The organism is Leptospira kmetyi serovar Malaysia str. Bejo-Iso9, from assembly GCF_000243735.2.
Taxonomy (GTDB): domain Bacteria; phylum Spirochaetota; class Leptospiria; order Leptospirales; family Leptospiraceae; genus Leptospira; species Leptospira kmetyi.
The window spans coordinates 790,401-816,833 of record NZ_AHMP02000003.1; the positions used below are offsets into that span (position 1 = coordinate 790,401).

A 26,433-nucleotide genomic window follows, 5' to 3' on the forward strand; every position below is an offset into this window, starting at 1 on the left:
ATATTCAAAATCTATGAAATTTGCTCTGCAAATTGAGAATTTAGTCAAAACGTATTCGGGCGGCGTTACCGCCCTCAAGGGAATCACTCTGAACGTGGAAAGCGGGGATTTTTTCGCGCTTCTCGGTCCGAACGGAGCCGGAAAATCGACGACGATCGGAATTCTAAGTTCGCTCGTAAACAAAACCTCGGGAAACGTCCGTATCTTCGACGCGGACTTGGACAAGGATCTTGCTAAAGCGAAATCGTATATCGGCGTGGTTCCCCAGGAATTCAACTTCAACATCTTCGAAAGAGTCGATCAGATCGTAATCAACCAAGGCGGTTATTACGGAATGGATCGAAAGATCGCCACCGAAAACGCGCACGCTTATTTGCAACAACTCGGTCTTTACGAAAAAAGAACGGAAGCAGCGGGAAGACTTTCGGGCGGAATGAAACGAAGGTTGATGATCGCAAGAGCGCTGATTCACAATCCGAAAATTCTTATCTTGGACGAGCCGACCGCGGGCGTCGACATCGAACTTAGAAGATCTCTTTGGGAGTTTCTTCAGAAGTTAAACGCGTCCGGAATCACGGTCATTCTCACCACTCACTATTTGGAAGAAGCGGAAAGCCTTTGCAGAAACATAGCGATCATCGATCAGGGAAAGATCGTGGAGAATACTTCCATGAAGGATCTTCTTCAGAAACTCGATCACGAAACGTTCCTCTTGGACTTTACGGGGCATCTCAATTCTCATAAACCGGTCCCCGGCGTGGAAATCAAACAGATCGACGCGACAACGCTCGAAGCCTCCATCTACGGAGACGCTTCCTTAAACGATCTATTCAAAATACTGGAACAAAACGGAATCAAGATCAGCAGTATGAGAAACAAGTCCAACCGTTTGGAAGAACTCTTCCTCAAATTGGTGGAGAAAAAACTATGAACCTTCTGGAAAAATACAACGCATTCAAGACGATCGTCATCAAAGAAACGGTTCGAATCCTTAGAATTTGGATTCAAACGATCATTCCTCCCGGAATCACGATTACTCTTTACTTCATCATCTTCGGGAAGTTAGTCGGTTCGCAGATTGGGAACATCGGAGACCATACCTACATACAGTTTATCGTTCCGGGTCTTGTGATGATGTCCGTAATCATCAATTCGTATAACAACGTGGTTTCCTCCTTTTTCGGAGCGAAGTTTCAAAAGAACATCGAGGAACTTCTCGTTTCTCCCACGCCTCCTTCTTTGATCGTCTTGGGTTATACGATCGGCGGCGTGATTCGAGGAATGCTCGTTGGAATTTTAGTGATCGCAATTTCGCTTTTTTTTACGGAACTACAAGTGTATCACTTTCCGATGTTGATCGCCACGGTTTTCCTAAGTTCCCTTTTGTTTTCTCTCGGCGGATTTTTAAACGCGCTCTACGCAAAGAAGTTCGACGACGTTACGATCATTCCCACGTTTATCCTAACTCCGCTCACGTATTTAGGCGGCGTGTTTTATTCGATTCAGATGCTTCCCGCGTTTTGGCAAAACGTATCGAGGCTCAATCCGATTCTTTACATGGTAAACGCGTTCCGCTACGGATTTTTAGGAATCAGCGACATTCATCCCGGGTTTGCGCTTTCGATGATCGCGATCGCCACGTTAAGTTTATATCTGATCTCCGTATATCTTTTGAAAAAAGGAATCGGAATCCGAAATTGATCCGAGTCGATCGAATTCGGTTTAAAAATTAATGAGCACGCAAGAAGAGATTCGTTCCGCCTTATATTCTTCCTTGAATCCGACAAGATTGGAAGTGGAGGATTTCAGCGCGGAACACGCGGGCCACGCCGGAAATCCAGAAAATAAACCGGAAGGAACCCACGTAAGAATCGTTTTGGTTTCCCCGCTCTTTCAAAACAAATCCGCAGTGGAACAACATAGAATGGTGTATTCCGTTCTCAAACCTTGGATCGACAAGGGTCTGCACGCGATTACTTTAGAAACGAAGGATCGGGACTAAATTTGGGATTGTAACAAAAACGGGATTCGAAATTGTAAAACTAAGGTCTTTCTAAAAAGGAAAACCGGTTCAGATTTAAGTCTAAAGAAAGAACGATGACAATCGACGAAATAAAAAATAAGATAGAATCCGGTCTCCCCGATTCGAAGGTGACGATCTTAGATCCTTATCGGGACGGAGTTCATATCAAGGCAGTCGTGATTTACAAAGGATTTGAAGGTAAATCCGTTTTGGAACAACATAGAATGGTCTATGAAACTCTAAAAGAAGAACTAAAACAAGAAGTGCACGCGCTTGCACTGGAAACGAGGATACAAGAATGAACGAAGAAGTAAAACAAAAGATAGACAGTCTGATCGGAGCCAACAAGGTTTTCCTTTTTATGAAAGGAACCCCCGAAGCGCCGATGTGCGGATTTTCCGCCGGTGTGTCTAACGTCTTAAAAAGTTTAGGAATTTCCTTCGGATCTTTTAACGTCCTTTCCGACGAAACGATGCGCCAAGGAATCAAAGATTACGCGAACTGGCCGACCATTCCCCAATTGTATGTGAACGGAGAATTTATCGGCGGTCACGATATCGTAGTCGAAATGGCAAAGACCGGAGATCTTCAAAAGAAAGTGGGCATCGTCAGCGCATGATGAAGTTGTATCACTTCCAATCCTGTCCTTACTGCGCGTATGTGCGGGACGAGTTTCAGAAAATGGGACTCGTCGAAGGAAAGGATTATGAACTCGTGGAAGCGAGCCGAGGAACCGCGGGCAGAGAAGAAGTCGTTCGACTCGGCGGACTCAGCCAGGTTCCTTTTTTGGTGGACGGAGAAACTCGGATGTACGAATCCAGAGACATCGTAAAATACGTTCAGTTCAAAAAAGCTTCTTAAAAACCGAGTAGATCCAAAATCTTATTTCCGACATCCCTGTTTTTACCTTCGTAAGGATAATTATGAATGTATAAAACGGGGTTGAAGTTCAACTCGAGAATTCTATAATCCCCTTTCTTTTCCAAATCCTTTAGAATAATATCCACACCGCAGATCTTGGCTCCCACGGACGCGGCCGCTTTGACCGCGAGTTCCTTGTAATACGGATGTGCGAGATCGGTGACGTCCAAAGAATCTCCGCCCGTACTGATGTTCGAATTCTTTCTTAAAAAAACCTTTTGATCCTTGGAAGGAATCGAATCTTTCCGAAAACCGGATTGATGAAGAACGTCCAACTCCGTATCCGCCAACTGAATCTTTTCCAAAGGAGTCACGTGACCGACTCCCCTCCTTGGATCCTCGTTTTTGATCGAAACGAGTTCCTCGATCGTATGAATTCCGTCGCCCGTAACGTTAGCCGGAATCCGATTGCAAACCGCTATGCTCTCGTTTCCGATCACCAAGAATCGGTATTCGTTTCCTTCCGCGAATTCTTCCACGATGACGGACTCGGAATGATTGAAAGCGATTTTGATCGCTTTTTTTGCGTCCTCTTCGGAGGCGCGGGGAGCCAAGATGGTGATTCCGATTCCGAAGTTGGTCGTTACGGGTTTAACCACCATTTTTCGATCGGAATTCTTTTGCCAAAAGGAAAACGCGGCGTCCGCTTCGGCGAAACTGTCTCCCGGCGGAACGTCCAGACCGGATTCGTACATTACGATTTTTGAAATCGTTTTGTTTTCCATCACAAGAAAGGACATGTAAGAATCGAGAGCCGTCTTAGAAGCCTCTTTGACGTATTGAACGTTTCCCTTGGAATCCTTGAGTCTTAAAAAATGATTCTTACGATCGAGAACTTCCACTTCGAGTCCTCGATTGAGCGCGTCTCGGATCACGATCTGCGTGGAAATTTCCAGATCCTCGAAATCTTTCAAAATGAAATTTTCATGAGATAAAAATTCTCCCGATTTCAATTTCAGTGATTGCATAGTTTCACTGTGGGGAAACAGGTTTTCGTTTCCGCCTTTTCCAGTTCTTCTTTTTCTTGAAAGGAACGCACGGATTCCTTTTCGATCTTCATCAGGGTTCCCGGAGAATATTCCAAATACGAAAGAGTTCTTCGATTCTCGCGGGCCAATTCCATTCCCTTATCGCGAAATTCTATATTCCGTTTTAATATTTCGCAAAGAAGTTTACCCGAAGGTGTCTTATCGGGGTTCCTCCATTTTTTGATCTGAAAGTCGATCGCTTCCTGATACGTTCTTCTGCCGGAATGAAGATCCAAAATTTTCGCGTAGTGTCTAAGCGATTCCGAATATTCTGCGCCTTGAGTTTGAAAATTCTTTTTGCTTCCGTTTACGTCGATGTTCAATTCCGGATTTCTTCCTTCCCAGATCACCGAGTTTAGATTTCCTTTGAGGATCGCGTTCTCTTCCTCCGAAATCGAAGGAGAAGGACTGAGCAAAGAATCCAAAAGAATCAACTGAGTGAACATCAGATTCATTCTGCAAACGCCAACGGGAGAATACGGATCGATGTCCAAAGAACGGATTTCTATGTATTCGATTCCTCGTTTGAGAAGAGCGTCTAACGGACGTTCGTCGCCTTTCGGAACCTGCTTCGGACGGACCGGAGAATAAAACTCGTTTTCAATCTGGAGATAATTCGGATTGAGTTGCGCGTCCTTCTCTTTTGAAAAAGGAACGTAACCCGGATACGGAGTGGAAACCGCGTAACGCATACGGTCCGCGTATTCTTCCAAAGAATTATAATGAATTCCTAACGTATCCTGAACCTTGCTCGTGTAACCGATCTCGCTCATTCGAAGAGAAGTCGCATACGGAGAATACAAAGTAAAATTCTTATGTTTTACGAATTCGAGGTTTCCCGGGTTCGGTAAAAATGTGGAATCGAAAACCGTGGAGGATCCCGTGAGATACGTGAGATAGTGAACCCTTCTCATAAAATTCCGGATCACGTGCAGATACAAAGAGGAGATTTCGTCCTTGGTGAAGTTCGAAACTTCTTTTCCCAGAAACTGTCTTAGAAAAACGTTCGAAAAGGAAAAGTTATAATGAACTCCCGATATCGTCTGCATTCTTCTTCCGTAACGAAGACCGAGCCCGTGACGATAGACCGTTTTCCATTTGCCCGAATGCGACGTTCCGTATTGACCCAAAGGAATTTCGTTTTCGTCCTCGGGAAGAATCGGAGGCATACTAAAAGGCCAAATGAGTTCGTTGTCCAGTTTGCGGATCGTATATATATGCAAATCTTGTAATTCTCGGATGTTCGCTTCGATCTTAGGACGTGGATGCGTCGCGTATTCCAGTTGAGGTTCCGCGAAATCGGTTTTGATATAATGATTGGTAAGACTGGATCCGAGATGTTCCGGATGCGGAGTGCGCGCGAGAGTTCCGTTCGGAGTCACGCGCATACTTTCTTTTTCAAGGCCGTGTTTCGCCTTTACGGCGTGTCTAAGAAGAATTTCGAGGGAAACTTCCTCGATATTCGCCTGAATATTTTCTTTTGTTTTCAAAGTCCGCCTGTGGCCCCTTCTCCACGTGGATCGGAAGCCCCGTAGAGCATTCCATTCTCTCTTTTGACCGAGAATAGTTTCGCAAAGTTCGGAGCGATTCGAATATCGTGCTTCCGGGAAGAAAGACCGTCAAAGACGTTTCTTTCGTTTACGGATTTTTCGATAAAGACCGCGTCCGGAAAAAATTGATGATGAACCCTTCCGCGCGCAACGGATTCGTATAAGGTAAGATTCAAATCCAAATTGTAGATCAAGGATTGTAAGACCGCGTTGACGATGTAAGAACCTCCCGGCGCGCCCGTCGCTAAAAAGGGTTCCTTCCCTTTAAAGACGATCGTAGGCGACATGCTACTCAAAGGAGTTTTCTTAGGAAGAATGGAATTGGCTTCCGCACCGATCAAACCGTATACGTTCGGTTCTCCGGGCGCTCGGCTGAAATCGTCCATCGTATCGTTGAGAACGATTCCCGTACCCGGCGCCATCACCGAAGCTCCGAAACGAAAGTTGATCGATTGAGTCGTAGAAACGGAATTTCCTTCCCGATCCATCACGGAAATGTGCGTGGTCTGCGGAGATTCCAAACCGAAGTTCAAGGTTTTTAAAAAGGAGGAACTGCTCGAAGCCGCTTTCGGATCGAAATCCGAAATTTTTTCTTCCGCATATTTTTTCGAAAGAAGACGATCGATAGGAATCTGAGTGAACGCAGGATCTCCTCCGAGAATCGCACGATCCGCATAACCCCTGCGCATCACCTCCGTTAGAAAATGATAATAGAGAACCGGATCTTTTTCGTAGGTTTCCTTTAAGGGTTTTGTTTCCACCATGGACAACATGGTGAGAAGATGAACCCCCGAGGAAGGAGGAGGCATCGTATAGATCGTATAACCGCGATAAGACGTTTTTAAGGTTTTCTTTTCGATCACCTTAAACCCGCTCAAATCCTGAGAGGTAACGAGACCTCCGTTCGCTTTCATCGCGGTTGTGATCGCGTTTGCGATCTTTCCGTGATAAAATTCCTTTTCACCGGATTCGGAAATGAGTCTTAAGGAATTCGCCAAATCTTTTTGAACCAAAAGGCTCTTTAACTCGGGAACCTTTCCTCCGGGAAGAAAGATCGATTTCATCTCGTCGTCCATATCCTTGGAGGATTTTTGAATCGCGGAATGAAGATCTGCATAAATCGGAAACCCGTTCTCGGCCAGACGAATCGCAGGCCCGATCACCGTTTTTAAGGAAAGTTTTCCGTATCGTTTTTGGATTTGGACCAAACCAGCCACGTTACCCGGAACACCCACCGCTCTAAACCCGAGCAGGGAATCCTCTTTCGGTTTCCGTTTATACATGTTTCGAGAAGCCGCGTTAGGCGCTTTTTCCCTAAAATCGAACGCGATCGGTTCCGGAAATTCCTTTAAATAAAGAACCAGAAATCCGCCGCCACCGAGTCCGGTCGAATGCGGTCTTGTCACCGAGATCGCGAAGGAAGCGGCGACCACCACATCCACCACGTTCCCGCCTAACTTACCCACTTCGATCCCGGCTTGGGTCGCTTCGGGAGAATCGGTGGCGATCATTAGATTCTTACTTTCGCTGAAGTAATCGGTGTGTTTTCTAAGATGGGACGGGGTTACGAGTAAATCCGTGGAAATACTTTTTCCTTCCACGGTAAGAGGAGCTTCTCTGCAAGAGAAAAGAAAAAGTATCAGAACGATACGAAGTGTGATTTGTTTCATCGGATCCTAGTCGAATCGTTTCAGGATTTTTTTCCGGCGGAGAATTCCATTTCGATTCCCTTTTCGCCGGCGATCAGTTTCGCCTTACCGCCCGACTTCAAAGTTCCGAAAAGAATCTCTTCTGAGATTCGTTTCGATATATTCGTGTCGATCCATCGTTGAACGGGTCTTGCGCCGAACTCGGGCGTATAAGCCTGATCCGCGATGTAAACCAGAACATCTTCCTGAAACTCTAGTTCAATTTGTTTAGAATTCAATCGTTCCTGCAAGAGAGCAAGCTGTTTTGCAACCACTTTAGTTACATTTTCTTGGTTCAAGGAAGAGAACTCGATGACCGCGGTTAAACGATTTCGAAACTCGGGAGAAAATTGTTTTTCAATAGCTTTGAGACTTCGATCTTCCAATACGTCGTTTGCAAAACCGACCGGATTTGTGGAACGTTCTCGAGCGCCCGTGTTTGTCGTCATCACGAGAATCACCTGACGGAAATCGGATCTTCTTCCGTTGTTGTCCGTCAAGGTCGCGTGATCCATGATCTGCAAAAGAATATTATAAATATCCTCGTGCGCTTTTTCGATCTCATCAAGTAAAAGAACACAATGAGGATTTCTATAGATCGCGTCCGTAAGTTGTCCGCCTTGTTCAAAGCCCACATAACCCGGAGGAGAACCGATCAAACGGGACACCGTATGCTTTTCCATATACTCGCTCATATCAAAACGAACGAGTTCCACACCGAGAATTTCCGCGAGTTTCCGAGTGAGTTCCGTTTTACCGACGCCGGTCGGGCCTGCAAAAAGAAAAGAACCGACGGGTTTTCCCGGTTCGGAAAGTCCGCTTCTGGAAAGTCGAATCGACTGAACGAGTTGATCGATCGCCGTATCTTGTCCGTAAATCTTCGCCTTCAATTCTTGATCGAGGTTTTTGAGTTTCTCGCGATCGTCGGCTTTTACCGTAACCGAAGGAACCTTTGCGATCTTGGAAACCAAGTCCTCGATTTCACGAACCGTAACCGTTTTTTTACCGCCTTCTCTAAGACGAACGCGCGCGCCCGCCTCGTCCAAAAGATCGATCGCCTTATCGGGAAGTTTTCGATCGAGAATGTATCGAGCGGATAACTCGGCGGCTTGTTCCACGGCCGAAACGGAATACTTCACCTTATGAAAGGATTCGTATTTATCCAAAAGACCTTTTAGAATTTCCACCGTTTCGGAGATGGAAGGTTCGCCCACTTCCACCTTTTGGAATCTTCTAGAAAGTGCATGATCTTTTTCGAATATAGTTTTGAACTCTTTGTAAGTGGTCGTTCCGATACAACGCAATTCTCCGCTGGAAAGAGCCGGTTTTAAAAGATTGGAAGCGTCCAAAGAACCGCCCGAAACCGCGCCCGCACCGATGATCGTATGAATCTCGTCTATGAACAAAACATGATCGTCTTCGGCCGTGATCTGTGTGACCACGTTCTTCAATCTTTCCTCGAATTCTCCCCGAAACTTGGTTCCCGCGAGTAAAAGACCCATATCCAGAGAATATACTTTCAAATTTCGTAATGGTTCCGGAACTTTGCCGTCGACAACCCTTTGTGCAAGACCTTCGACGATCGAGGTTTTCCCCACGCCCGCTTCTCCTACGAAGATCGGGTTGTTCTTTCTTCTTCTGCAAAGAATGTGAATCGTCCGATCGAGTTCGTCTTCCCGGCCGACCATAGGATCGAGTTTTCCTTCTTTGGCCTTTGCGGTAAGATCCACACAAAAGGCTTTGAGAGGATCGGAAACTTTTTCACCGTCTTCTCCGAGGATTTCCTTATCTCTGTTTTTGGAATCCTTTCGAATTCCGTGAGAGATATAACGAACGATATCGAGTCTGGAAATATCCTGAGATCCTAAAAAGTAAACCGCATTGGATTGATCTTCGCGAAAGAGCGCGGCGAGAACGTCTCCTCCGTCCATTTTTTTGTTTCTTGTCGATTGAACGTGAAACTCAGCGAGTTGAAGAACGTGTTGTACTCCGATCGTGTAAATCGGATCCACGTCTCCGGAAGATTCGGGAAAGGATTCGAGTTCGCTTTCCAGATAATTCGTTAAGTCCTTACGCAAACGATCTATGTCCGCGCCGCAAGCCTCTAAAACTTCCTTGCCGACGGAATCGTAGGTCAAAGCCAAAAGAATATGTTCCAATGTGATGAATTCGTTTCTTCTTTTTTTGGCTTCTTCCCAAGCCAATCTCAGGGTGCGTTCCATTTCTTCCGTAAGAATCATGATTCCTCCTCTCCTTCCTCCACTTCCATCGTACAATGGAGCGGATATCCGTGTTGTTCCGCCAATTGTTGAACTTGTATGACCTTGGTTCTCGCAACGTCGTGCGAATAAACGCCGCATAACGCTTTCCCCGTTATGTGCGCTTTCAACATGATCTGTTGACTTTCAGCTCTGCTTCTATGAAAGACGACTTGTAAAATCCATACTACGAATTCCATCGGAGTAAAATCGTCGTTGAGAATGATGACTCTGTATTTGGAAGGACGTTTGAGTTTGACCTTCTCTTTGGTGAGGGTTTGCTCCTCTGTATCGAATCGAAAGATATCGCTCATGATTCGCAATTCTCCCGATCCTCGGACGAGGCGCCGAAAGATTTAGAAATTCCGGAAGTCCCGTTTGAAAAAAAAGCGTTTGTTTGAACTTCCTTTAAGGGAGAATGTTCGTTGGTTTCGTGGATCATTTCCTGCATGTGCAGTCTTTCCTCTTTGAGGAAACGTTCAATCGCATTTCTCGCGCCGGCATGAAAAATAAAATGAGAACTGTATGTGGGAACTGCGGGAAAACCTCGCAGAAATTTATGTTCTCCCTGAGCCCCCGCCTCGAAGACGCGGATTTTTTCCCGGATCGCGTAATCGATCAACCGATAAAAACAACATTCAAAATGAAGATGAGAATAGTATTCCACGCAACCCCAATATCTTCCGAATAAAAAATCACCTTTACGAAGATTGAATGTTCCCGCGATCGGATTTCCGTCCCGATACGCGATTACAAGAACGATCCGATCGGAGAACGTTTCGAAGATGGAATCGAAAAAGGCTCGGTTCAAATACGCGGAACCCCATTTCCGAGAATGTGTATCGGAATAGAAATTCCAGATCGCTTTTTTATCGGCGGATGAAATTTCATTCCCTTCCAAAACTCGAATGTCCAATCCGTAACCTCGAACGATTTCCCGTTCCCTTTTGATCTGCATTCTTTTTTTGGATTTCATCGCTCCGAGATAATCGTCGAAGGTGGAATAATCTCCGTTGATCCAATGATATTGGTGCGAAAGCCGCGTTGCAAATCCGTATTCGGAAAGAATTTCGGATTCTTCCTTTTCCAAAAATAAAAAATGGACTCCGGATAAACCTTCCTTCTCGCAGAAGCGAAGCAATTCGGGAACCAGATAGGAACAAACCTCTTTTAACGTTAGACGTTCATCGTGTAGAATTCTTTTCCCCGTGGCGGGCGTAAACGGAACCGCGACCAAACCCTTGGGATAATAATTCAGACCGGACTTCGCGAAGAATTGAGCCCACTGAAAATCGAAGATATATTCTCCGTATGAATCGAACTTTAGAAACAGAGGAATCACCGCACTGAAACGATCCTCTTTCCAAAGAACGCAGTATTTCTGAATCCAAGAAGTGGAAGAACCGATACAACGAGAATTCTCCAACGATCGGAGAAAATCGTATTCTAAAAACGGACTTTTCGGATCGGATATGCGATTCCATTCTTCCTTGGAAATCGAGGAGATGGAATCTAAAAACTCAACTCGGATGCCGGTCGAAGAATGAGAAGACATGCTAATCCTTGGACGATTTTCGTCGCCGTTTTGTCAGAGATCCAGTGAAAAATGCTTTCGAATCTTTTGAACCGCTCGGTGCGTTATGACCTTTATGTTCGATTCGGAAAGACCGGTTCGTTCGGAAACTTCCCGGACGCTCATTCCGTCCAGTTTGAGATGGGTGAGAATCTGCTTTTGCCGTTCGTCCAGAACGTTCAGCCATTCCTTTAAGATTTCCCGGGCCTTTTCCGGTTCCTCCTCTTCGATCGGTTCGGGAGAAGCGAAGAATTCCAAATTGTCCGTAGTAAAGGTGCGGTCCCCGGTTTTCTTTTTACGGAGATAATCGATCGTTTTGTATCGGGCGATCGCAAAAACCCAAGGCGCGGGATGTCGATCGGCTCGGTAAGAATCTCTCGCCTTATGAAGTCCGATTAATATTTCCTGAACCAGGTCCTCTCGGTCCTCGGCGTTGTTGATTCTGGGAACAAGATACGATCTGAGAATTCCCGTTACGAGACGGAGAAACTTTTCATACGATTGCGAATCTCCTTCCCTGGCCTTGCGGATTAAGAGAGAACATTCTTCCCAGATTTCTTTTTTAGCTGACATGTAACTAACTGCTTGGAACCTTCGAATAGATAAGAAACGGTCCTTCGAGTTAGGACGCGTTTGCAAACAAGCTGAAATCGACTCGTTCCAGTTTGAATTGGTAAGAAATTATTGTCCAACCATTCTTGAAAATTGGAAAATTTCCGAAGATAGTGTGCAAAAGATGCCTCGTAAAGAAGATACAACCGAATCCTTGATTCAAAGAATGGCCGAAGAAACTCCGGTTCCAAAATACGATCGGAATTGGTTCGCGATTTTAGGGCCGATCATTACAATTATAGTTTCTTTATATCTTTTTTCCCTATTTCCCTTCACGAACCGTTTGATTCATATTCCGACTTTGTTTCCCGATTTTCTTTGGATCACTTTGATCTCTTTGTATTCGTTTTGGATTTTATCGCAGTTGCGTTTTCCGGAAGAATCCTTTAGCAAAGCCGCGCGTTTTCCTCTTCTTCTCGCGCTTCTTTGGATTCTTTATTCCGTGGGAATGTTCGCCTGGGATCTGATCACGGATCACGAAATCCATACGCATATCGGCAGATGTTGGCTGATTCTTTTTATAACGAGTTTTCTTTTGGCGATGAGCGGAATTTTGATTTTAAGAGCGGGCAAACCGGGGAATCCGATTTTAGCCGCCGCGGTTCTTTCCGTATTCAGTCTTGCGCTTGCCAATTTCTGTTTGAAATTCATTTGCACGGATCAGTCTTCGTTTCACATTCTTATTTCTCACGTATTTTCAAGCCTCGGACTTTTCTTTTTCGGTTTTTTTGTATTTAAGAATATTCTAAAGTGGTGATGAGTTCGTCGGTCGGGGTTCCGACAAGATCATCCGTAAAACCGGCGCCCCACCCTAGTTTTGGGTGGGGGGTGAGGTGGTGGGAATTTCGCGAGAATTTTGTATATCAGGGAATTCTAATCGAGTAAAGCAAAATTCCGATCCACTGTGTTCGTCGGAACTCCGACAAGGCTCCTATGGATCTCAAAATTCCCAAGCTGTTCGAAAAACATCCTCGTCTTCCGCAAAACGAATCAACTTCGATAGAAACGGATCTTCCGACAAAGTGGAACTGTCCCCGATACAAAGCAAAAGATCTCTGGCTCGAGTGATTCCCACGTTGATCCTTCTCGATTCTTTTAAAAATCCGGAACGACCTTCCGAATTGGAACGAACAAAACCCAAAAGAATACAACGATTCTCCCTTCCCTGAAACGAATCGATCGTCGAAATTCCGACCTTTGAAAAACCCGCTTCCTTTAACTTTTCGGAAATCAATCGAACCTGAGCGCGGTATGGTGAAAGAATCGTGATTTCCTCTTGGGGCCAATCGTTCTCTCGTAAAAGAGAACAAAGCTGAATCTGCAGATCCGCTTCGTAAGGATTGGTCAAACTATCATCGACGGAAATTTCTTCGCTGTCCGTTCCCGCGGTGTCGATCCATTGAAACGACTTTGAAAACGGAAAGTTCTCCGGAAAATCCGAAGCTCTTTCGTTTTGAGGACGACCCGGTTTTAAAAGATCGGAATAAAATTCCTTGGACGGAAACGAAGCGATCTCGTCCTTCATTCTATACTGAGTATCGAGCAGAAAAACTCGACCCGAAACGGCGAGACGTTCTGCGGCCTTTTCAAAAAGAGTCAGTTCCAGAGAATTCTTTTCCGAAAACAAAGTCGGCGGCAACTGCTTATGATCTCCCGCAAGAATCACACGATCCGATTTTAAAATCGGAATCCAAGACGCGGGTTCGAGCGCCTGAGAAGATTCGTCTAACACGCAAAAGTCGAATGTCCTTCCTTCCAAAATTCCTCGGGCGGAAGCGACCGGGGTCGAAACGATCACTGGATGGGAAGAAATCAAACTGTCGATCAGACCTTTTTCCATGGAACGGATCGTCTTTTTAAGTTCTTTTACTTCGGCGAAAAGATTCTTTCTTTCCTCTCTTTCCTTCTCGCCGAAATTTCTTTTGAACTTCTTTGCCTGTTTCGAAATTTCGACGACGTCCCTTCTGTATTCGCTTAACAATTTTCCGTCCGGATGATGAAAAAGTTTATAATCCAAGGTAGAATGTAACGCCGATTCGCTGATCCTCGCCGGATGTCCGAGTCTCAAAACGGGAATTCCTTTTTCGGAAATCGATTCCACCAAAAGATCGCAAGCGGAATGTGTGGGAGCGGACACGAGAATTTTTCGATCCTCGGCCACGATTTGACTTACAATTTCGGTTAACGTGGTAGTTTTTCCAGTTCCGGGCGGTCCGTGAATTATGGAAACATCCTCGGAAAGAACACAATGTAGAACCGCGTTTTTCTGAGAATCGTTTAGACTTGCGTTGATTCTTCCCAAAATCCGGGAACGATCCGTTTCCCGAATGTGAATCGGATCGGGTTTTCCGTAACCCAAAAGAAGTTCCCGGTTCACATACAAGCGGGTTCCTTTGGTCGCGGAGGAAACGGCGTCTAACGCGTGAAACATTTCCTTATAGGAGGTTTCGTCCGGCAAAAGATCGAGAAAACATTTTCCCTCTTCGGTCCATTCGGGAACCTCTTCGACGGAGATCCGAATTCTTTCCTTATGAAGCGAAACTAAAACGGCGCGAATCCGATCCTCGCCTTTACCGATCTGAACCGGAGCGCCGGATTGAAACTTTACGGGATATTCTTCCTGGTCCGGAAAACGAAAGGTGAGAATCCAACTTCCTTCCCGGCCGAGAGATTGTTCTTCATAGACTAACGGGTGTAAGGTGATCCCAAGTTTGATCCGATCCTGAAGCGGACGGGACAACCAATCTTTGGAAAAAAGAGAATCTTCTTCCTTCTTTTCCCTTTCGAGTTCGGATCGAACGAATTCCAACTCGGAAATCGAATCGGAGAATTTTTGTTCCTTCAAAACCGATCGGGAGAAAGGACTACGATTCTGTAGACCTGTGATTTTTGATCGTCTCTTGTGGGAAGACTTTCCGCAAATCGAATCGCGCTGGCTAAGGTTGTTCCCGTGGTTTGTCCGGCGAAGATTCCTTCCTTTTGATAGAGATCGGATTGATACAAAAGGGCTTGTTCCCGATCGACTCCGACGTATTCGTCCACGATCTTCGGATCAAAGGACTCGGGAAGATGAATTCCGGATTCGTGTTGTACCATCTTACGAATGAATCTGGATTTCTGGCTGACGCCCATGATGACCCGAACGGAAGACTTTTTGGATTTTAAAAATCTTCCGACGCCGGAAATCGATCCGCCGGAGCCGCCGCCCGCGACGAACGCGTCCACGCTTCCGCTCAGATCTCTCCAGATTTCAGGTCCGGTAAAAAGATAATGTGCGTTCGTGTTCGCCATATCCTTATACTCGTTTAAGATTACGGTATTCTTATCTTTTTCTTTGATCTCTTTGGCTTTTTTTAAAAGAGCGTCGTCCCAATTTCCTTTGGCCTCGGGAACGATGTCCACGTGAGCGCCGAAGGTCTGAAGGTCTTTGATTTTCTGAGGATCGGTATCGCTTGCTACCAAACAACGGAACTTATACTGACGGATCGTACAGATCCAAGCAAGGCTGATCGCCGTTGTGTTGTAACCCGGTTGGATCACTTGTCCACCCGGTTTCAATTCTCCCCTTCTTTCCGAAGAAAGAAGCATGGACAATGCGGTTCTGTCTTTTACGGACCCGGTAGGATTGCAGAATTCGGCTTTGAGATAAAATTCCACATTGGGAATATGGGAACCGATTTGATTCAAGCGAATGAGCGGGGTGTTTCCGATCATCTGCAAGATCGTTTCTTTTACGGGTTTGGCTACGCTGAGCTCCCGTCCAAAAGATTTCTGAATGTTGTTCAGCGCGCCGAGGAAACTGTTTCCAAACTCGTCTATCGAACGGGATATTTCATCAAACATAGGTTTGGGCTAAATTATATAGCGTACAACCAAGGTTCAACTTCTTTCTGCTTTTTTTCAAACTCCCCGATCTTACTTTCCTGTTTCAAGGTCAGCCCGATATCGTCTAGTCCGTTGTAAAGACAGTATTTGCGAAAAGAATCCACTTCGAAGGCGTATACTTTTCCGGTCGGTCCGGTTACGGTTTGTTTGTCGAGATCGACTACGATCTTCGCGCCCACGTTAGCGGAAACGGCTTGGAATAATTCTTCCACCTCTTCCGATTTTAAAACGACCGGAAGCATTCCGTTCTTAAAGCAGTTGTTGAAAAAGATATCCGCGTAAGAAGGAGCGATGATGGATCTAAATCCGTAATCTTCCAGCGCCCAAGGTGCGTGTTCTCTCGAAGATCCGCAACCGAAGTTGTCTCTGGTTAAAAGAACGGAAGCTCCTTTGTATCGTTCCTGATTGAGGGAGAATTCAGGATTCGGTTTTGTTCCCGCGTCGTCCAAATATCTCCAGTCGTGAAAAAGATGAACTCCGAATCCGGTTCTTTCGATTTTGCGGAGGAATTGTTTCGGAATGATCTGATCCGTATCGACGTTCGGTCTGTCGAGTAACGCCGCGATTCCGTTTAATACAGTAAAGGGTTTCATAATATTCTTATATTCCTCTCGATTATTTCCAGTTTCGGATGTCTACGAATCGTCCTTCGATCGCCGCGGCCGCCGCCATTTCCGGTCCGACGAGATGCGTTCTTCCGCCCTTTCCCTGACGACCTTCGAAGTTTCTGTTCGAAGTGGACGCGCAACGATCTCCCGGTTCGAGAACGTCGTCGTTCATCGCGAGACACATGGAACAACCCGGGTTTCTCCATTCAAAACCGGCCGCGGTAAAGATCTTATCCAGACCTTCCTGTTCCGCTTGGCGTTTGACCCTTCCCGATCCGGGGACCACGATCGCTTGCACTTTGGAAGAAACTTGTTTTCCCTTGATCGTCGCGGCCGCCGCTCTCAAGTCTTCGATTCTGGAATTGGTGCAGGAACCGATAAATACCTTATTGATCGTAATGTCTTCGATCTTCTCGCCCGGAGTCAAACCCATGTATTTGAGCGCGGATTCGATTCCGATTTTGTCGATCGCGTCCGTTGCATCGTTCGGACTCGGAACGGTTCCTTTTACGGAAACGACTTGGCTCGGAGAAGTTCCCCAAGTCACCATCGGTGCGATTTCGTCCGCGTGAAGAATTACGGTCGTATCGAACTTCGCGCCTTCGTCGGTCACGTAGTGTTTCCACTTCTTCACCGCGAGATCCCATTCCGCTCCTTTCGGCGCGAAATCTTTTCCTTTGATATAATTGAACGTGATTTCATCCGGAGCGATGAGCCCCGCTCTTGCACCCGCTTCGATCGACATGTTGCAGATCGTCATTCTCGCTTCCATGCTGAGGGCTTGGATCGCGGAGCCGCGATACTCGATCACATAACCGGTCGCGCCCGCGGTTCCGATTTTACCGATGATCGCGAGAATAATGTCCTTTGCGGTCACCTTGTCGGAAAGTTTTCCATCCACGCGAATCTCCATCGTCTTCGCTCTTTTTTGAACGAGGGTCTGAGTCGCGAGAACGTGTTCCACTTCGCTCGTTCCGATTCCGAAAGCGAGAGCGCCGAACGCGCCGTGTGTGGAAGTATGAGAATCTCCGCAAACGATCGTCATACCGGGATGAGTCAGACCCATCTCGGGAGCGATCACGTGAATGATTCCTTGATCCGGATTTTGAAAGTCGTAAAGACGGATTCCGTTTTCGTCGCAGTTCTTTTTTAAGGTCTGCATTTGAATCGCGGAAATCGGATCGGCGAGGCTAAGATCCCGAGTGCGTGTGGAAACGTTATGATCCATTGTGGCGAAAGTCGCCTCGGGACGGCGGACTTTTCTGCCCGCGAGTTTGAGTCCTTCGAATGCCTGGGGGCTTGTAACTTCGTGAATGAGATGACGATCGATATAGATTAGATACGATCCCGCATCCAGTTCTCCAACCAGATGGTCTTCCCAGATTTTTTCGAACATTGTCTTCATTGGATTCTAAATCTCCCCGAAAGAAATTCTTTCGGAATTTGTGGATTGGATTTTTTTCTCGAAATGGAGAAAGGACATCCGTCGTATTTCCATCGTCGGAACATCGGGTCTTTTCGTCTACCCGGATCTATTCTAAGCGAAGTAGAATGAATTTGGAAGAATGAAAATTCTTATCGGGCGCGAAAAACGTAGACCGTTTTCCCGAGGCTGATCTCGTCGAAATCATACAACACGCGCGGCCTGAGAATTTTCTTTCCGTTTAAATAGGTTCCCCCGTCGGAAATCAAATCATACAACACAAAACGGTTTTTGATTTTGCGAATTCTTGCGTGGAGTTTGCTCACTCCCGGATCGGCAACGAGCACGTCCGAAAATTCTCCGTTGCCAAGCGTAGTTTCGGCCTTACGGATCGGAACCTGTTTTCCGGGTGATCTTCCTTCTTTTTGAATCAGAGTCGCAAGATCGTAGGCTTCCGCCGCATCGAATTCGGTTTCGCTCACGGGCAAGGAACGGGAAACATAAACCCCTTCGGGATTTGCGTACGGGGAAGAATGGAACTGATCCCCGTACATTCTTTGATAGACTTCCCGTTCTTCCCCCCGTGCGTGAAATCTTCGCTCGGCTTCTCCTGAGACCGGATCCGGGCTTTCTTCGGATTCTCCCTTTTCGCGTCGGAACAAAAGGATCAATCCGATCAAGGTGAGAATGAGAAGAAATCCGATCGTAGGAAGAAAAACACCGGGACTTAAAAAGACGAATCGAAGTTGTTTGGCGACTCCGGGTTTGTAGGTATAAGTGAATTTTCCGCCCTGGGAAGATTCCCAATCGCCTCGGATAAAATCCCCGTCTCCTTTCCAAAAATCGTTTTGAAAGGGAGAATCATACCGGACTTCCGCCGGATGTTTGTGAAAGTATTCCAAATCCGTTAAGAACTTGGAGAGAAAATCCTGAGACTCGACGTCGTAAAATTCTCCGCCGTAAATCCGAACGAGTTCGAAGTTGGAGAAGTTGCGTCGGCCGATCACTTGTAAGGGCAAACCGCCTGTGGACAATCCTTGTCTGAGTCCGGGCGGAAGTTTGTAATCGTTGTCGGAAACAAGAAGAGAAAGATATGATTCTCTCGTTAAAATCGCATTCACTTTTTGGAATACTAGATCGAGGTTCGTTCCCGTATTTCGATTGCTAAGCGAACCGGGCACTCTCGCTTTTGCGAGCGCGGCTTGTCTGTCCAAATCCTTTTCGACCACGAGAAGATCGTCCGAAAAAAAGATAAAACTGAAATGGTCCTCTTCTCCGGAAGCCTGAACGACTTTTTGCAGGAAACGAGTGTTGAAATTATTCTCTTCGAGCGAGGTTCCCGATTGAACCAAAAAAACGGAATGTACCGGACGACTTCCTTCCTTACGAAGAACGCGAGGTCGTAAAACGGTTCTTGTTTCCGATCCTCTGGATTCTCGGATCAGAAAATTCTCCCTTTCCATCGGAAATTGTTTTTTATCCCGTATGAAAAGTTGTACGCTCGGAAAGGACGAAGAGTCCGCGTCTTCCATCACGAACGGAGACTTCTGCGCAAAAAGCGGAGAACAAAATAAAATCAGTGTTAGGAGAACGGCATAACCCATCGTTGGCACTCGACTATCTTATAGATCAGGTCCCTTGTTCAAACAGTTTTTTTCCGTAGTCGGATCGGAGAATCCACTCGCCCCGAGTCGGTTTTTTAAGAACTTCGGCCCAATCCCCTTGATAGAGGATACTTATAGTATCGGCCAATGCCTTCACGATTGGGATTTCGTGCGTGATAAAAATGAGAGAAAGTCCCTTTTCCTTTCTGAATTTCATCAATAGTTTGAGAACCTCGGCTTCGCTGATGGGATCCAGGGCGGCCGTCGGTTCGTCCGCGACTACGATTCCCGCGCCCGAATACACGGCGAGGAGGATGAGAATTCTTTGCCTTTCTCCTCCGGAAAGACGGCTCGGAAGGGAATCGAACGCTTTTCGCGGATCGGCGATCTGAATCGATTCGAGTAAGGGAAGAATCTTCTTTTTTTCCGCGATCTCCGGGTTTGTTAAGGAAAACGCCTCCACGATCTGAGATCCCGTTTTTCGATACGGATGAAATCCCCAGACCGGATTTTGTGGAACCAAGGCGATTTTTTTTCCGCGCAGGGTTTGCCATTCTCTTTCGGTCAGATAACGGGAATCCTGACCTAACAACGAAAAACGATCGGACCTCTGAAAGAGTTCCTTATCCGTCATTCCCAGAAGACAGGATGCGAACGTGGACTTTCCGCTTCCCGATTCTCCCACGATACAATGAACCTCGCCCGGATTCAGAGTGAAATCGATTCCTTTCAGAATATGATGACCGGGCGTGGAAACCTTGAGATTGGAAATTTCGATTACGGGAGAATTTACCAAAGAAATTTTATTCCATCTTGAAGAGATTGTATTCCACGATGCTACAAAGGATATGTCCGATTAAAATATGAGATTCCTGGATTCTTGCGGTCACATTACTCGGAACGATCACGTCTAAATCGGAAAGATTTTTCATCTTCCCCCCGTCTCCGCCTAACAACGATATGGTTTTTACGCCTCTGGTTTTCGCCTTTTCCAAAGCGAGTAAAACGTTTTTGGAATTTCCGCTCGTGGAAAGTCCGATCAAAAGATCTCCCTTTCTTCCGAACGCCTCGATTTGTCTTGAAAAAACTTCCTCGTAGCCGTAGTCGTTCGAACACGCGGTCAAAACCGCGGAGTCTGCGGAAAGGGAAAGAGCGGGTAACGCTTTTCTTTCGTTTCCGGATTTGTATCGCACCACGAGTTCCGCCGCGATATGAGAAGCGTCGCAGGAAGAACCTCCGTTCCCGCAAAGATAAACCGTGTTCCCGGTTTGTAAAACCTTGGAAACCATTTCCCCCGCTTTGGTAATATCGTCCAAGATAGAATCGATTAATTTCTGTTTGGTGTTAATGGAATCCCGGATCTGACCGAGAGCGATTTCCTTTATATCCATCTTAGTTTGTTCCTCTTTTTTTTCGAATCTGTTCGAGTACTTGAAAAAATTCTTTCTTTGCCTTTTCGAAATCCTGAAGGGAAAGATTCTCCGTGTAAGGAGAATTCTCCTTTTGATTTCCGCTCACGTTTAAAAAATACAACTCGTCGGAGATGATGCTCTTCAATCGTTTCGTAGAGTTAGACTGAAAAAATTGTTCGAACTCGGCTCCCATATATACGAGAAGAATTCCGATGAGACTCGGTTTTAAACGGATAAAGATCTGTTGCTTCCAAAACGGTTCCCAGTTGTAAAAATCCTTCCACGTTTCTTGGGAAGAAGCGGATTCTCCGTATAAAACCTTTAGGTCCTCGTCGATTCCTTCGGGTTGAAATCTGGAAAACACGCTTTTTAAATCGGAATGTTCGTAGGAAAGGATCCGATTGAGTTCGGCCTCGGGAACAAAAACGACTCCGCTGATCTTATCACCTTGCGCGCTCAAAAAATTACCCGTGCTGACCACGAGAGAATATTCCCTTCCCGATTTTTCCTTTCCTTCGAGACGGAACAACTTCGGACCGTTCTTTAGAAGTTTATAATATTTCGTTTCGTGAATGATCCCGCCCGTTTTTTTTCTAGTCACGAAAAAACGATCGGCCTTTTCCCGAAGTTCGGCGAGTTCCCTTTTGTAACCGTAACTTTCCCGGACCGGAGGAGATTCCTCTTCGGGACCTTTTTTTCTTTTTCTTCGTTTAAAATACGAAAAGAACTTTGAGAAAAAAGACTTAACCGCGCCCATAATCCTCTTTTACGTTGGAAGGACGTTCCACCATTCCCTTTTCCAGTTCGTATTGTTTTGCGTCCTTTAGAAAAGTTGAATATGCCGAAGAGACCGCGATCACCCAACCCGGAAATCCGTCCAAAAATCCGAACTTAAAAAAGTACGTTTCCATAAACTTGGAGAACGGTTTGTAAATCGTTCTTAGGCTCGAGAATTTTTTCCCCTTTCTTTGTCTCGTGTAAGCGACGATCGAAGAGAACTGATTGATCGTATTGACCTGATGCGTAAGATCCCGAAAACTATAATGGATGATGTCTCCGTGAATCTTATTTCCCTGTCCTCGAATGCTGATATAATCGTGCGGATTTTCTCCCACCCAAACCGCGCTTCCCTTTCGAAAGATCCGATAACGGTATTGAGGATACCAACCGCCGTAACGGATAAATCTTCCCATATGAAAGGTCAGACGCGAAACTTGAAAACCGTTTACGGCCGGATCGTCCTGTTTTTGTTTGAAGGTAAGAATCGAATTTTTGAGTTCGGGCGAAACCCTTTCATCCGCGTCCAAAGAAAGAATCCAATCGTATTTGCAAAGCGCGATCGCGTCGTTCTTCTGTTCGATATGACCCTTGAATTTCTGTTTAAAAAATTTCACGGAAGGATAGGACTTGGAAATCTTTTCGGTATTGTCCGTGCTGACCGAATCCAAAATCACGATCTCGTCGGCCACGTCCAAACAGGATTCGATGCAGGGACCGATGTTTTTTTCTTCGTTGTATGTTATGATTGCGACCGAAAGTTTGATTCCCGATGTGGAATCGGGGGTTTGCGTTTTTTTTGCTGTCTTCTTTTTCTTGGTTGGAATTGATTTTCCCATCTGTTCGATTGATTCCCGGAACCGGTTCTTTTTTCTAATGGTAGAATGAATTCTTTCTCTGTCATTGGTTTTTTATGGGAAAATCGGACGAACTTCGGGGGATAAAATTGAAAGAACGGATCGTAAACGGACTGGGAACCGCTTCCTTATTTTCTCTCGGTTTATTCTTACTTGCGTTTCCGCAATCGGTGAGCGTATCACAGATCTTCGGGGGACTTACGATCGCAACGACGTATCCCTTGTTTTTTCTGGAGGAAGAATCCAAACGAACTTGGAAACGGGTTCGTGTTCCTTTTTTTCTTTTTTTCGGAATCTACATTCTTCTTTTTGTTTCTTCTTTGATCCACGCGGATCTGTATTCTCCCTTTTTTAAAAAGTTTTTAAAACAATCCGAGTTCGGCGATTTTTGGATGCTTCTTATTTTTCCGGCCGCCTTTCTCGTTGCTTCCAAAGAAAAAAATCAAACGATCTTAAAAAGATTTTTATTCGCTTCCGCTTCGATCGCTATCTTGCTCGGTTGCATCAGTCTTTTTTCCGAGGTTCGGGTCGGAAAGTTCGTTTCCAACGGATTCAAATACGCGCCCGGAGATCGGCTTCAACATTTTTCGGGAAAGATCGGGCCGATCAAACTCTATCTTCCGATCGGAATGATGAATACGCACCTAACGTTCGGTGGTTTGTTGGGTTTGTTTTTGCCGGGACTTTTTGTGGATTGGTTTCAATCCCTAAAGAAAAAAAAGAATTTCGTTTTAATTCTCAAAACCCTTTTGGTATTTGCAGGATTTATCATACTCTTTTTCAATCAAAGCCGTTCGGTTTGGTTGGGGGTTTTTGTGGTTTTTGTTCTGCTGATTTGGAAAGGAACCTTTTCTTTGCGAAAGAATCTTCCCTCCGTTTCTCTGAGAACCAAATTGATCACAGGTTTGACTTTGATCGTTGTTCTTTTCGGAATCGGGTATCTGTTTCGAAACAACTGGCTGATTCAAAGATCGATTTCTCAAATATTCGAAGTTCATAATACGGAAAATCAAAGATATTATATCTACAAAAACACGATTCCTCTCGTAAAGGAACATTGGCTCACCGGAGTCGGCGGAGGAAATTACAAGGATTCTCATTGGAAAGAATCCTCCCAAATGATCGAACGAGAAGAACAACTTTGGTATGAACTTTATATCACGCCGAGAGGACACGCGCACAACGACCTTCTTCATTTTATAAGTACGGGAGGAATTTTTGCGGGAATTTTATTTCTTCTTTTTTGGGGAAGCCTGTTCGTTTCCTTTTTTCAAAAAAACTTCGATTCGACGACGGGCATTCCGATCTTTGCGATCGGAGTTTTGAGTTTATTTCCCGCGGGATTTTTTCAGTGTTATCTTTTGGACGACGAGGTGGTTTTGCCCTTTTTCGCTTTCTGCGGAATTTTTTTGGGCGGAAGATGGAATTCTCTGAACGAAAAGGAGATCGCCGATCCAAACAAGGACGTCCAAACACAAGCAAGCGATTCTGGTTTTCCATTCTACCTTGTCAAAGAAAACGGAAGAATTTTGTGGAAAACGATCGGATCGATTGGGATTCCGATTTTGTTGTATTGGCTTTTTTGGATTCCTCGTCTCAACTTGGAACCTCTGGAAGTGTACAACAGACGAGTTCGTTCGACGGACCTCGCTCTGATCAAAGAAGTACAAAAGAATATTCTAAAATACGAAAGCGATTCCGAGAAAAATTCTTCCTCGAATCAAGAAGGAACGCCGACCCGCGCTGCGGCGGGACTAACGATCGAACAAGCCTCCCTTCCGTTCCAAGTCGAAGGATGTCTAACGCATCTTTATCCGAATCCTCCTCGACCGAGAAAAACTCCGTTTAGTTTTACGATCCTTGTGCCTGAAAATTCTTTGAACCCGCCGAAAACCGCGACGATTACGATCGTATCGCGGGATTCTTTTGATCAGGATCAACTCTATTGGGCGCACGGAGAAAGCGATTTAGGAACGATCTCCATCCATCTTCAGAGAGGAAAAAACGAGATTCTACTTTCGAACTTTCTTTTGGATACATATCCGAAAGAATTTCCGACCGAGGTGTTTTTTAGGGATTATAGAATTCAGTATTCGGGTTATGAAACGGATAAAAATCCAGATTTACCGAAATTGTATTTTGGAAGAGTTTGTGATACCTCGATTCGTCTGACGCGATAAATACGTCCGAGAATCGATGGTACCTGGAGCGAGACTCGAACTCGCACGAGATTGCTCTCACAGGATTTTAAGTCCTGGGTGTCTACCATTCCACCATCCAGGCAGATTCAAAGTGATGAGGCGTCGCCCGGATTCGAACCGGGGATCAAGCTTTTGCAGAGCCATGCCTTACCACTTGGCCACGACGCCGTTATAGGGTATGATTTTAAGGGAAAGATCAGTGTCAATAGAAAAGTCTTTATGAGGCAGAGAAGAACCTATTTTTATCGGCTCGACGGAAGAGGAAGGCTCTTTCACGATTCTTCGGAATTGAAGGATCCGGAGTTTCTGGATTTTTTCAACGAAAGAATCCGTAAAAACGATACGGGAGAATATTCCGAATATCCCTTCCTTTCGGTTTGCAACGGAGAATGGAATTTCATTCAACCCACGACCACCGTTTTTGTTTTTAAAAAATTGGAGAATGGTAAACTCTATTATTCACCGAATCTTTCTGTATTTTTTCAACCCGAGAATTTGAGAATTCATAACGAATCCCTGATTCACCCCGCTCCCCTTGAGGAATGGGGAACTTTTTCTTCCGAATTGCTTCTTGAATTTTCCAAACGAATCGCAAACGTTCAAGGTATACTCGAATTTTCATACGAAAACCGGAGTTATAAACTGTTTGAAAAGTAAATGGCTAATACATTCAGTTTTTAGAATATAAAATCCTTTTTCAAATTTTTAAACTTCGCCGTCTTCGTTTTTTAAAATTTGCGAGAATCGCTTCCACATCTTAGGTTCAATCGCTCTCGCTTTCGGCTTCGAAATTGCAGACTCAATCGCATTCGGTTTTGGGATCGCAAACTCAATCAAATTTAGATTCAAGACTTAACAATCCGTTTGAAACGTAGCTTCGCAAATCTCAAAGAAAACAGATTCGATTTTTATCTCAGCAATTTTTTCTCGCGCATTCCCCAAAAACAAACCTCTTCAGTTTATACCCAACTCACCAGATTTAAACCCTGAACTTCAGAGCGCATGATAGACAATTCATTCATAAATATTAATTTATAAGTATTGAATGTAATTTTCATAACGGGTCGGTTCGTTTTTCCGTTTTTTCTTGCGTTAAATCCTCGTATGTACACTGTGAATCACTTTTTATCGGAGGAAAAATCTAAGATGATCACAGAAGAAGAGATGGGAAATCTCTTAGGACCCTTGTCCATCAGCATAGCCACGCGCGATGGCGAACGAAGACCTCATTTCGCAAGGGGATTTGGAGTTCGTTTGAGCGAAGACCAAAAACGAATGACCGTCTTGTTGCCCCAGGTCGTAGCCTCCCATTGTTTGCAGGACATAGAGGACAATCGTCAAATCGCCACTACGGTCGCGCACATGTCCTCCTTTCAAACCCGACAATTCAAGGGAATGGTATTACAAATCGAAAACTGCACCGAAGAGGACTACGAACTTATGAAAAGCGTTCGAGAGGCCGGAGGAGAAACGAGCACACTATTCTTCGGACCGAAGGCGGGAGAAGGATGGAGAAAATACATTCTGAGCCCCGCGCTTGCAATCACGTTCGAATTGAACGAACTTTTCGATCAATCGCCGGGAGCAAAGGCGGGAGAAAAACTAAAATGATACCAGAAAATCTACAACCCTGTCTGCAAGGAATCGTTCCCAGCATCATGGTGACTTCTTCCACGGAAGGAATTCCGAACGCTACGATCGTGAGCCAAGTGTATCAAGTGGACGATACTCACGTCGCGATATCGAATCAATTCTTCGGCAAAACGCATATCAATTCCGTGGAAAACAAATACGCGATGCTCCAAGTCCTCAATCCGGAAACCTTGGAACCTTGGATCATGGAAATTTATTATCAAAGAACCGAAACCGAAGGCGATCTATTCGACGCGATGGAAATGCAGTTGGACGCGATCGCTTCCATGTCGGGGATGAGCGAAATTTTCAAACTCAAGGCCGCCGATATTTTCGAAGTTCGTTCGGCGCGGATTCTTTCGGAAGCAAAGGAAGAATAAC

27 protein-coding genes and 2 tRNA genes are annotated in these 26,433 nt (G+C 45.4%); 11 read left to right on the plus strand and 18 right to left on the minus strand.

Annotated elements, in window-relative coordinates; genetic code table 11:
• The first annotated feature begins 13 nt into the window (after nt 1–13).
• The 6 genes from LEP1GSC052_RS06030 (at nt 14) to LEP1GSC052_RS06055 (ending at nt 2,884) form a co-directional block, all read left to right on the plus strand.
• Complete coding sequence (locus LEP1GSC052_RS06030; protein ID WP_010574907.1) at nt 14–931, plus strand: ABC transporter ATP-binding protein; 918 nt, start codon at nt 14–16, stop codon at nt 929–931.
• Nucleotides 928–1,701 carry an ABC transporter permease gene (locus LEP1GSC052_RS06035; protein ID WP_020985650.1) on the plus strand — a complete coding sequence of 258 codons (774 nt, stop codon included), beginning with the start codon at nt 928–930 and terminating at the stop codon, nt 1,699–1,701. The genes LEP1GSC052_RS06030 and LEP1GSC052_RS06035 overlap by 4 nt, the downstream gene beginning before the upstream one ends.
• Before the next feature lie 31 nt (nt 1,702–1,732).
• Nucleotides 1,733–2,002, plus strand: coding sequence for a BolA family protein (locus LEP1GSC052_RS06040; protein WP_010574908.1), 270 nt, complete (start codon nt 1,733–1,735; stop codon nt 2,000–2,002).
• 95 nt (nt 2,003–2,097) lie between these two features.
• The gene (locus tag LEP1GSC052_RS06045; protein ID WP_010574909.1) at nt 2,098–2,325 is read left to right on the plus strand and encodes a BolA/IbaG family iron-sulfur metabolism protein; all 228 of its coding nucleotides are present in this window, start codon (nt 2,098–2,100) and stop codon (nt 2,323–2,325) included.
• Nucleotides 2,322–2,642, plus strand: coding sequence for a Grx4 family monothiol glutaredoxin (gene grxD / locus LEP1GSC052_RS06050; protein WP_010574910.1), 321 nt, complete (start codon nt 2,322–2,324; stop codon nt 2,640–2,642). Before LEP1GSC052_RS06045 ends, grxD begins: the two co-directional genes overlap by 4 nt.
• Nucleotides 2,642–2,884: a glutathione S-transferase N-terminal domain-containing protein gene (locus LEP1GSC052_RS06055; protein ID WP_040913316.1), complete on the plus strand. Its 243-nt coding sequence runs from the start codon at nt 2,642–2,644 to the stop codon at nt 2,882–2,884. Before grxD ends, LEP1GSC052_RS06055 begins: the two co-directional genes overlap by 1 nt.
• Here LEP1GSC052_RS06055 and gshAB read toward each other — a convergent pair.
• The 7 genes from gshAB to LEP1GSC052_RS06090 are packed head-to-tail and all read right to left on the minus strand — an operon-like array spanning nt 2,881 to nt 11,614.
• The gene (gshAB, locus tag LEP1GSC052_RS06060; protein ID WP_010574912.1) at nt 2,881–3,912 is read right to left on the minus strand and encodes a bifunctional glutamate--cysteine ligase GshA/glutathione synthetase GshB; all 1,032 of its coding nucleotides are present in this window, start codon (nt 3,910–3,912) and stop codon (nt 2,881–2,883) included. The genes LEP1GSC052_RS06055 and gshAB overlap by 4 nt on opposite strands.
• Nucleotides 3,900–5,462 (minus strand): glutamate--cysteine ligase, encoded by a 1,563-nt coding sequence (gene gshA, locus LEP1GSC052_RS06065; RefSeq protein WP_010574913.1) that lies wholly within the window; start codon nt 5,460–5,462, stop codon nt 3,900–3,902. The genes gshAB and gshA overlap by 13 nt, the downstream gene beginning before the upstream one ends.
• Nucleotides 5,459–7,192 carry a gamma-glutamyltransferase gene (gene ggt / locus LEP1GSC052_RS06070; protein WP_010574914.1) on the minus strand — a complete coding sequence of 578 codons (1,734 nt, stop codon included), beginning with the start codon at nt 7,190–7,192 and terminating at the stop codon, nt 5,459–5,461. Before ggt ends, gshA begins: the two co-directional genes overlap by 4 nt.
• A gap of 20 nt (nt 7,193–7,212) precedes the next feature.
• Nucleotides 7,213–9,450, minus strand: coding sequence for an ATP-dependent Clp protease ATP-binding subunit ClpA (gene clpA / locus LEP1GSC052_RS06075; RefSeq protein WP_010574915.1), 2,238 nt, complete (start codon nt 9,448–9,450; stop codon nt 7,213–7,215).
• Nucleotides 9,447–9,782: an ATP-dependent Clp protease adapter ClpS gene (gene clpS, locus LEP1GSC052_RS06080; RefSeq protein WP_020985550.1), complete on the minus strand. Its 336-nt coding sequence runs from the start codon at nt 9,780–9,782 to the stop codon at nt 9,447–9,449. The genes clpA and clpS overlap by 4 nt, the downstream gene beginning before the upstream one ends.
• A complete protein-coding gene (locus LEP1GSC052_RS06085; RefSeq protein WP_020985920.1) occupies nt 9,779–11,023 on the minus strand; it encodes a GNAT family N-acetyltransferase in 1,245 nt (414 codons plus the stop codon). The genes clpS and LEP1GSC052_RS06085 overlap by 4 nt, the downstream gene beginning before the upstream one ends.
• A gap of 33 nt (nt 11,024–11,056) precedes the next feature.
• Nucleotides 11,057–11,614 carry an RNA polymerase sigma factor gene (locus LEP1GSC052_RS06090; RefSeq protein ID WP_010574918.1) on the minus strand — a complete coding sequence of 186 codons (558 nt, stop codon included), beginning with the start codon at nt 11,612–11,614 and terminating at the stop codon, nt 11,057–11,059.
• A 163-nt stretch (nt 11,615–11,777) separates the two neighbouring features.
• On the opposite strand from LEP1GSC052_RS06090, the gene LEP1GSC052_RS06095 reads away from it, so the two are divergent.
• Nucleotides 11,778–12,410, plus strand: coding sequence for an NrsF family protein (locus LEP1GSC052_RS06095; RefSeq protein WP_040912878.1), 633 nt, complete (start codon nt 11,778–11,780; stop codon nt 12,408–12,410).
• A gap of 183 nt (nt 12,411–12,593) precedes the next feature.
• On the opposite strand, the gene LEP1GSC052_RS06100 is transcribed toward LEP1GSC052_RS06095, so the two are convergent.
• From LEP1GSC052_RS06100 to LEP1GSC052_RS06140, 9 genes are all read right to left on the minus strand, one after another.
• The gene (locus tag LEP1GSC052_RS06100; protein ID WP_010574920.1) at nt 12,594–14,498 is read right to left on the minus strand and encodes an AAA domain-containing protein; all 1,905 of its coding nucleotides are present in this window, start codon (nt 14,496–14,498) and stop codon (nt 12,594–12,596) included.
• Nucleotides 14,495–15,496, minus strand: coding sequence for a PLP-dependent cysteine synthase family protein (locus LEP1GSC052_RS06105; RefSeq protein ID WP_010574921.1), 1,002 nt, complete (start codon nt 15,494–15,496; stop codon nt 14,495–14,497). The genes LEP1GSC052_RS06100 and LEP1GSC052_RS06105 overlap by 4 nt, the downstream gene beginning before the upstream one ends.
• A gap of 14 nt (nt 15,497–15,510) precedes the next feature.
• Complete coding sequence (gene leuD, locus LEP1GSC052_RS06110) at nt 15,511–16,131, minus strand: 3-isopropylmalate dehydratase small subunit (RefSeq protein ID WP_020985706.1); 621 nt, start codon at nt 16,129–16,131, stop codon at nt 15,511–15,513.
• A gap of 22 nt (nt 16,132–16,153) precedes the next feature.
• Nucleotides 16,154–17,551 (minus strand): 3-isopropylmalate dehydratase large subunit, encoded by a 1,398-nt coding sequence (leuC, locus tag LEP1GSC052_RS06115; RefSeq protein ID WP_040912879.1) that lies wholly within the window; start codon nt 17,549–17,551, stop codon nt 16,154–16,156.
• 170 nt (nt 17,552–17,721) lie between these two features.
• Nucleotides 17,722–19,173, minus strand: coding sequence for an FHA domain-containing protein (locus tag LEP1GSC052_RS06120; RefSeq protein WP_010574924.1), 1,452 nt, complete (start codon nt 19,171–19,173; stop codon nt 17,722–17,724).
• Nucleotides 19,174–19,198: 25 nt separating this feature from the next.
• Complete coding sequence (locus LEP1GSC052_RS06125) at nt 19,199–19,969, minus strand: ABC transporter ATP-binding protein (protein WP_020986060.1); 771 nt, start codon at nt 19,967–19,969, stop codon at nt 19,199–19,201.
• Nucleotides 19,970–19,976: 7 nt separating this feature from the next.
• Nucleotides 19,977–20,564, minus strand: a complete 588-nt coding sequence (gmhA, locus tag LEP1GSC052_RS06130; protein WP_010574925.1) for a D-sedoheptulose 7-phosphate isomerase — start codon at nt 20,562–20,564, stop codon at nt 19,977–19,979.
• A 1-nt stretch (nt 20,565) separates the two neighbouring features.
• Complete coding sequence (locus tag LEP1GSC052_RS06135) at nt 20,566–21,342, minus strand: LBBP_01157 family protein (RefSeq protein WP_020986803.1); 777 nt, start codon at nt 21,340–21,342, stop codon at nt 20,566–20,568.
• A complete protein-coding gene (locus LEP1GSC052_RS06140; RefSeq protein ID WP_020985608.1) occupies nt 21,329–22,201 on the minus strand; it encodes a glycosyltransferase family 2 protein in 873 nt (290 codons plus the stop codon). The genes LEP1GSC052_RS06135 and LEP1GSC052_RS06140 overlap by 14 nt, the downstream gene beginning before the upstream one ends.
• A gap of 107 nt (nt 22,202–22,308) precedes the next feature.
• Between LEP1GSC052_RS06140 and LEP1GSC052_RS06145 the strand changes: the two genes are divergently transcribed.
• The gene (locus LEP1GSC052_RS06145) at nt 22,309–24,399 is read left to right on the plus strand and encodes an O-antigen ligase family protein (protein WP_040913318.1); all 2,091 of its coding nucleotides are present in this window, start codon (nt 22,309–22,311) and stop codon (nt 24,397–24,399) included.
• Nucleotides 24,400–24,416: 17 nt separating this feature from the next.
• On the opposite strand, the gene LEP1GSC052_RS06150 is transcribed toward LEP1GSC052_RS06145, so the two are convergent.
• Both LEP1GSC052_RS06150 and LEP1GSC052_RS06155 read right to left on the minus strand, forming a co-directional pair.
• A tRNA-Leu gene (locus tag LEP1GSC052_RS06150) sits at nt 24,417–24,502 on the minus strand.
• Nucleotides 24,503–24,517: 15 nt separating this feature from the next.
• Nucleotides 24,518–24,588, minus strand: a tRNA-Cys gene (locus LEP1GSC052_RS06155).
• Between the two features lie 51 nt (nt 24,589–24,639).
• On the opposite strand from LEP1GSC052_RS06155, the gene LEP1GSC052_RS06160 reads away from it, so the two are divergent.
• The 3 genes from LEP1GSC052_RS06160 (at nt 24,640) to LEP1GSC052_RS06170 (ending at nt 26,432) form a co-directional block, all read left to right on the plus strand.
• Nucleotides 24,640–25,077: a DUF4505 family protein gene (locus LEP1GSC052_RS06160; protein ID WP_010574929.1), complete on the plus strand. Its 438-nt coding sequence runs from the start codon at nt 24,640–24,642 to the stop codon at nt 25,075–25,077.
• Nucleotides 25,078–25,566: 489 nt separating this feature from the next.
• Nucleotides 25,567–26,031, plus strand: a complete 465-nt coding sequence (locus tag LEP1GSC052_RS06165; protein WP_010574930.1) for a hypothetical protein — start codon at nt 25,567–25,569, stop codon at nt 26,029–26,031.
• Nucleotides 26,028–26,432: a pyridoxamine 5'-phosphate oxidase family protein gene (locus LEP1GSC052_RS06170; protein ID WP_010574931.1), complete on the plus strand. Its 405-nt coding sequence runs from the start codon at nt 26,028–26,030 to the stop codon at nt 26,430–26,432. Before LEP1GSC052_RS06165 ends, LEP1GSC052_RS06170 begins: the two co-directional genes overlap by 4 nt.
• Nucleotide 26,433 lies beyond the last annotated feature (1 nt).

Coding starts and splice junctions, on each gene's coding strand:
- LEP1GSC052_RS06160 (WP_010574929.1), top strand. CDS start 24,640: ATGAGGCAGAGAAGAACCTATTTTTATCGGCTCGACGGAAGAGGAAGG.
- LEP1GSC052_RS06120 (WP_010574924.1), bottom strand. CDS start 19,173: ATGGGTTATGCCGTTCTCCTAACACTGATTTTATTTTGTTCTCCGCTT.
- LEP1GSC052_RS06045 (WP_010574909.1), top strand. CDS start 2,098: ATGACAATCGACGAAATAAAAAATAAGATAGAATCCGGTCTCCCCGAT.
- LEP1GSC052_RS06085 (WP_020985920.1), bottom strand. CDS start 11,023: ATGTCTTCTCATTCTTCGACCGGCATCCGAGTTGAGTTTTTAGATTCC.
- ggt (WP_010574914.1), bottom strand. CDS start 7,192: ATGAAACAAATCACACTTCGTATCGTTCTGATACTTTTTCTTTTCTCT.
- LEP1GSC052_RS06090 (WP_010574918.1), bottom strand. CDS start 11,614: ATGTCAGCTAAAAAAGAAATCTGGGAAGAATGTTCTCTCTTAATCCGC.
- LEP1GSC052_RS06170 (WP_010574931.1), top strand. CDS start 26,028: ATGATACCAGAAAATCTACAACCCTGTCTGCAAGGAATCGTTCCCAGC.
- clpS (WP_020985550.1), bottom strand. CDS start 9,782: ATGAGCGATATCTTTCGATTCGATACAGAGGAGCAAACCCTCACCAAA.
- LEP1GSC052_RS06035 (WP_020985650.1), top strand. CDS start 928: ATGAACCTTCTGGAAAAATACAACGCATTCAAGACGATCGTCATCAAA.
- LEP1GSC052_RS06040 (WP_010574908.1), top strand. CDS start 1,733: ATGAGCACGCAAGAAGAGATTCGTTCCGCCTTATATTCTTCCTTGAAT.
- leuC (WP_040912879.1), bottom strand. CDS start 17,551: ATGAAGACAATGTTCGAAAAAATCTGGGAAGACCATCTGGTTGGAGAA.
- LEP1GSC052_RS06165 (WP_010574930.1), top strand. CDS start 25,567: ATGATCACAGAAGAAGAGATGGGAAATCTCTTAGGACCCTTGTCCATC.
- LEP1GSC052_RS06105 (WP_010574921.1), bottom strand. CDS start 15,496: ATGTTTGATGAAATATCCCGTTCGATAGACGAGTTTGGAAACAGTTTC.
- gshAB (WP_010574912.1), bottom strand. CDS start 3,912: ATGCAATCACTGAAATTGAAATCGGGAGAATTTTTATCTCATGAAAAT.
- LEP1GSC052_RS06140 (WP_020985608.1), bottom strand. CDS start 22,201: ATGGGAAAATCAATTCCAACCAAGAAAAAGAAGACAGCAAAAAAAACG.
- leuD (WP_020985706.1), bottom strand. CDS start 16,131: ATGAAACCCTTTACTGTATTAAACGGAATCGCGGCGTTACTCGACAGA.
- grxD (WP_010574910.1), top strand. CDS start 2,322: ATGAACGAAGAAGTAAAACAAAAGATAGACAGTCTGATCGGAGCCAAC.
- LEP1GSC052_RS06030 (WP_010574907.1), top strand. CDS start 14: ATGAAATTTGCTCTGCAAATTGAGAATTTAGTCAAAACGTATTCGGGC.
- gmhA (WP_010574925.1), bottom strand. CDS start 20,564: ATGGATATAAAGGAAATCGCTCTCGGTCAGATCCGGGATTCCATTAAC.
- LEP1GSC052_RS06055 (WP_040913316.1), top strand. CDS start 2,642: ATGAAGTTGTATCACTTCCAATCCTGTCCTTACTGCGCGTATGTGCGG.
- LEP1GSC052_RS06135 (WP_020986803.1), bottom strand. CDS start 21,342: ATGGGCGCGGTTAAGTCTTTTTTCTCAAAGTTCTTTTCGTATTTTAAA.
- LEP1GSC052_RS06095 (WP_040912878.1), top strand. CDS start 11,778: ATGCCTCGTAAAGAAGATACAACCGAATCCTTGATTCAAAGAATGGCC.
- clpA (WP_010574915.1), bottom strand. CDS start 9,450: ATGATTCTTACGGAAGAAATGGAACGCACCCTGAGATTGGCTTGGGAA.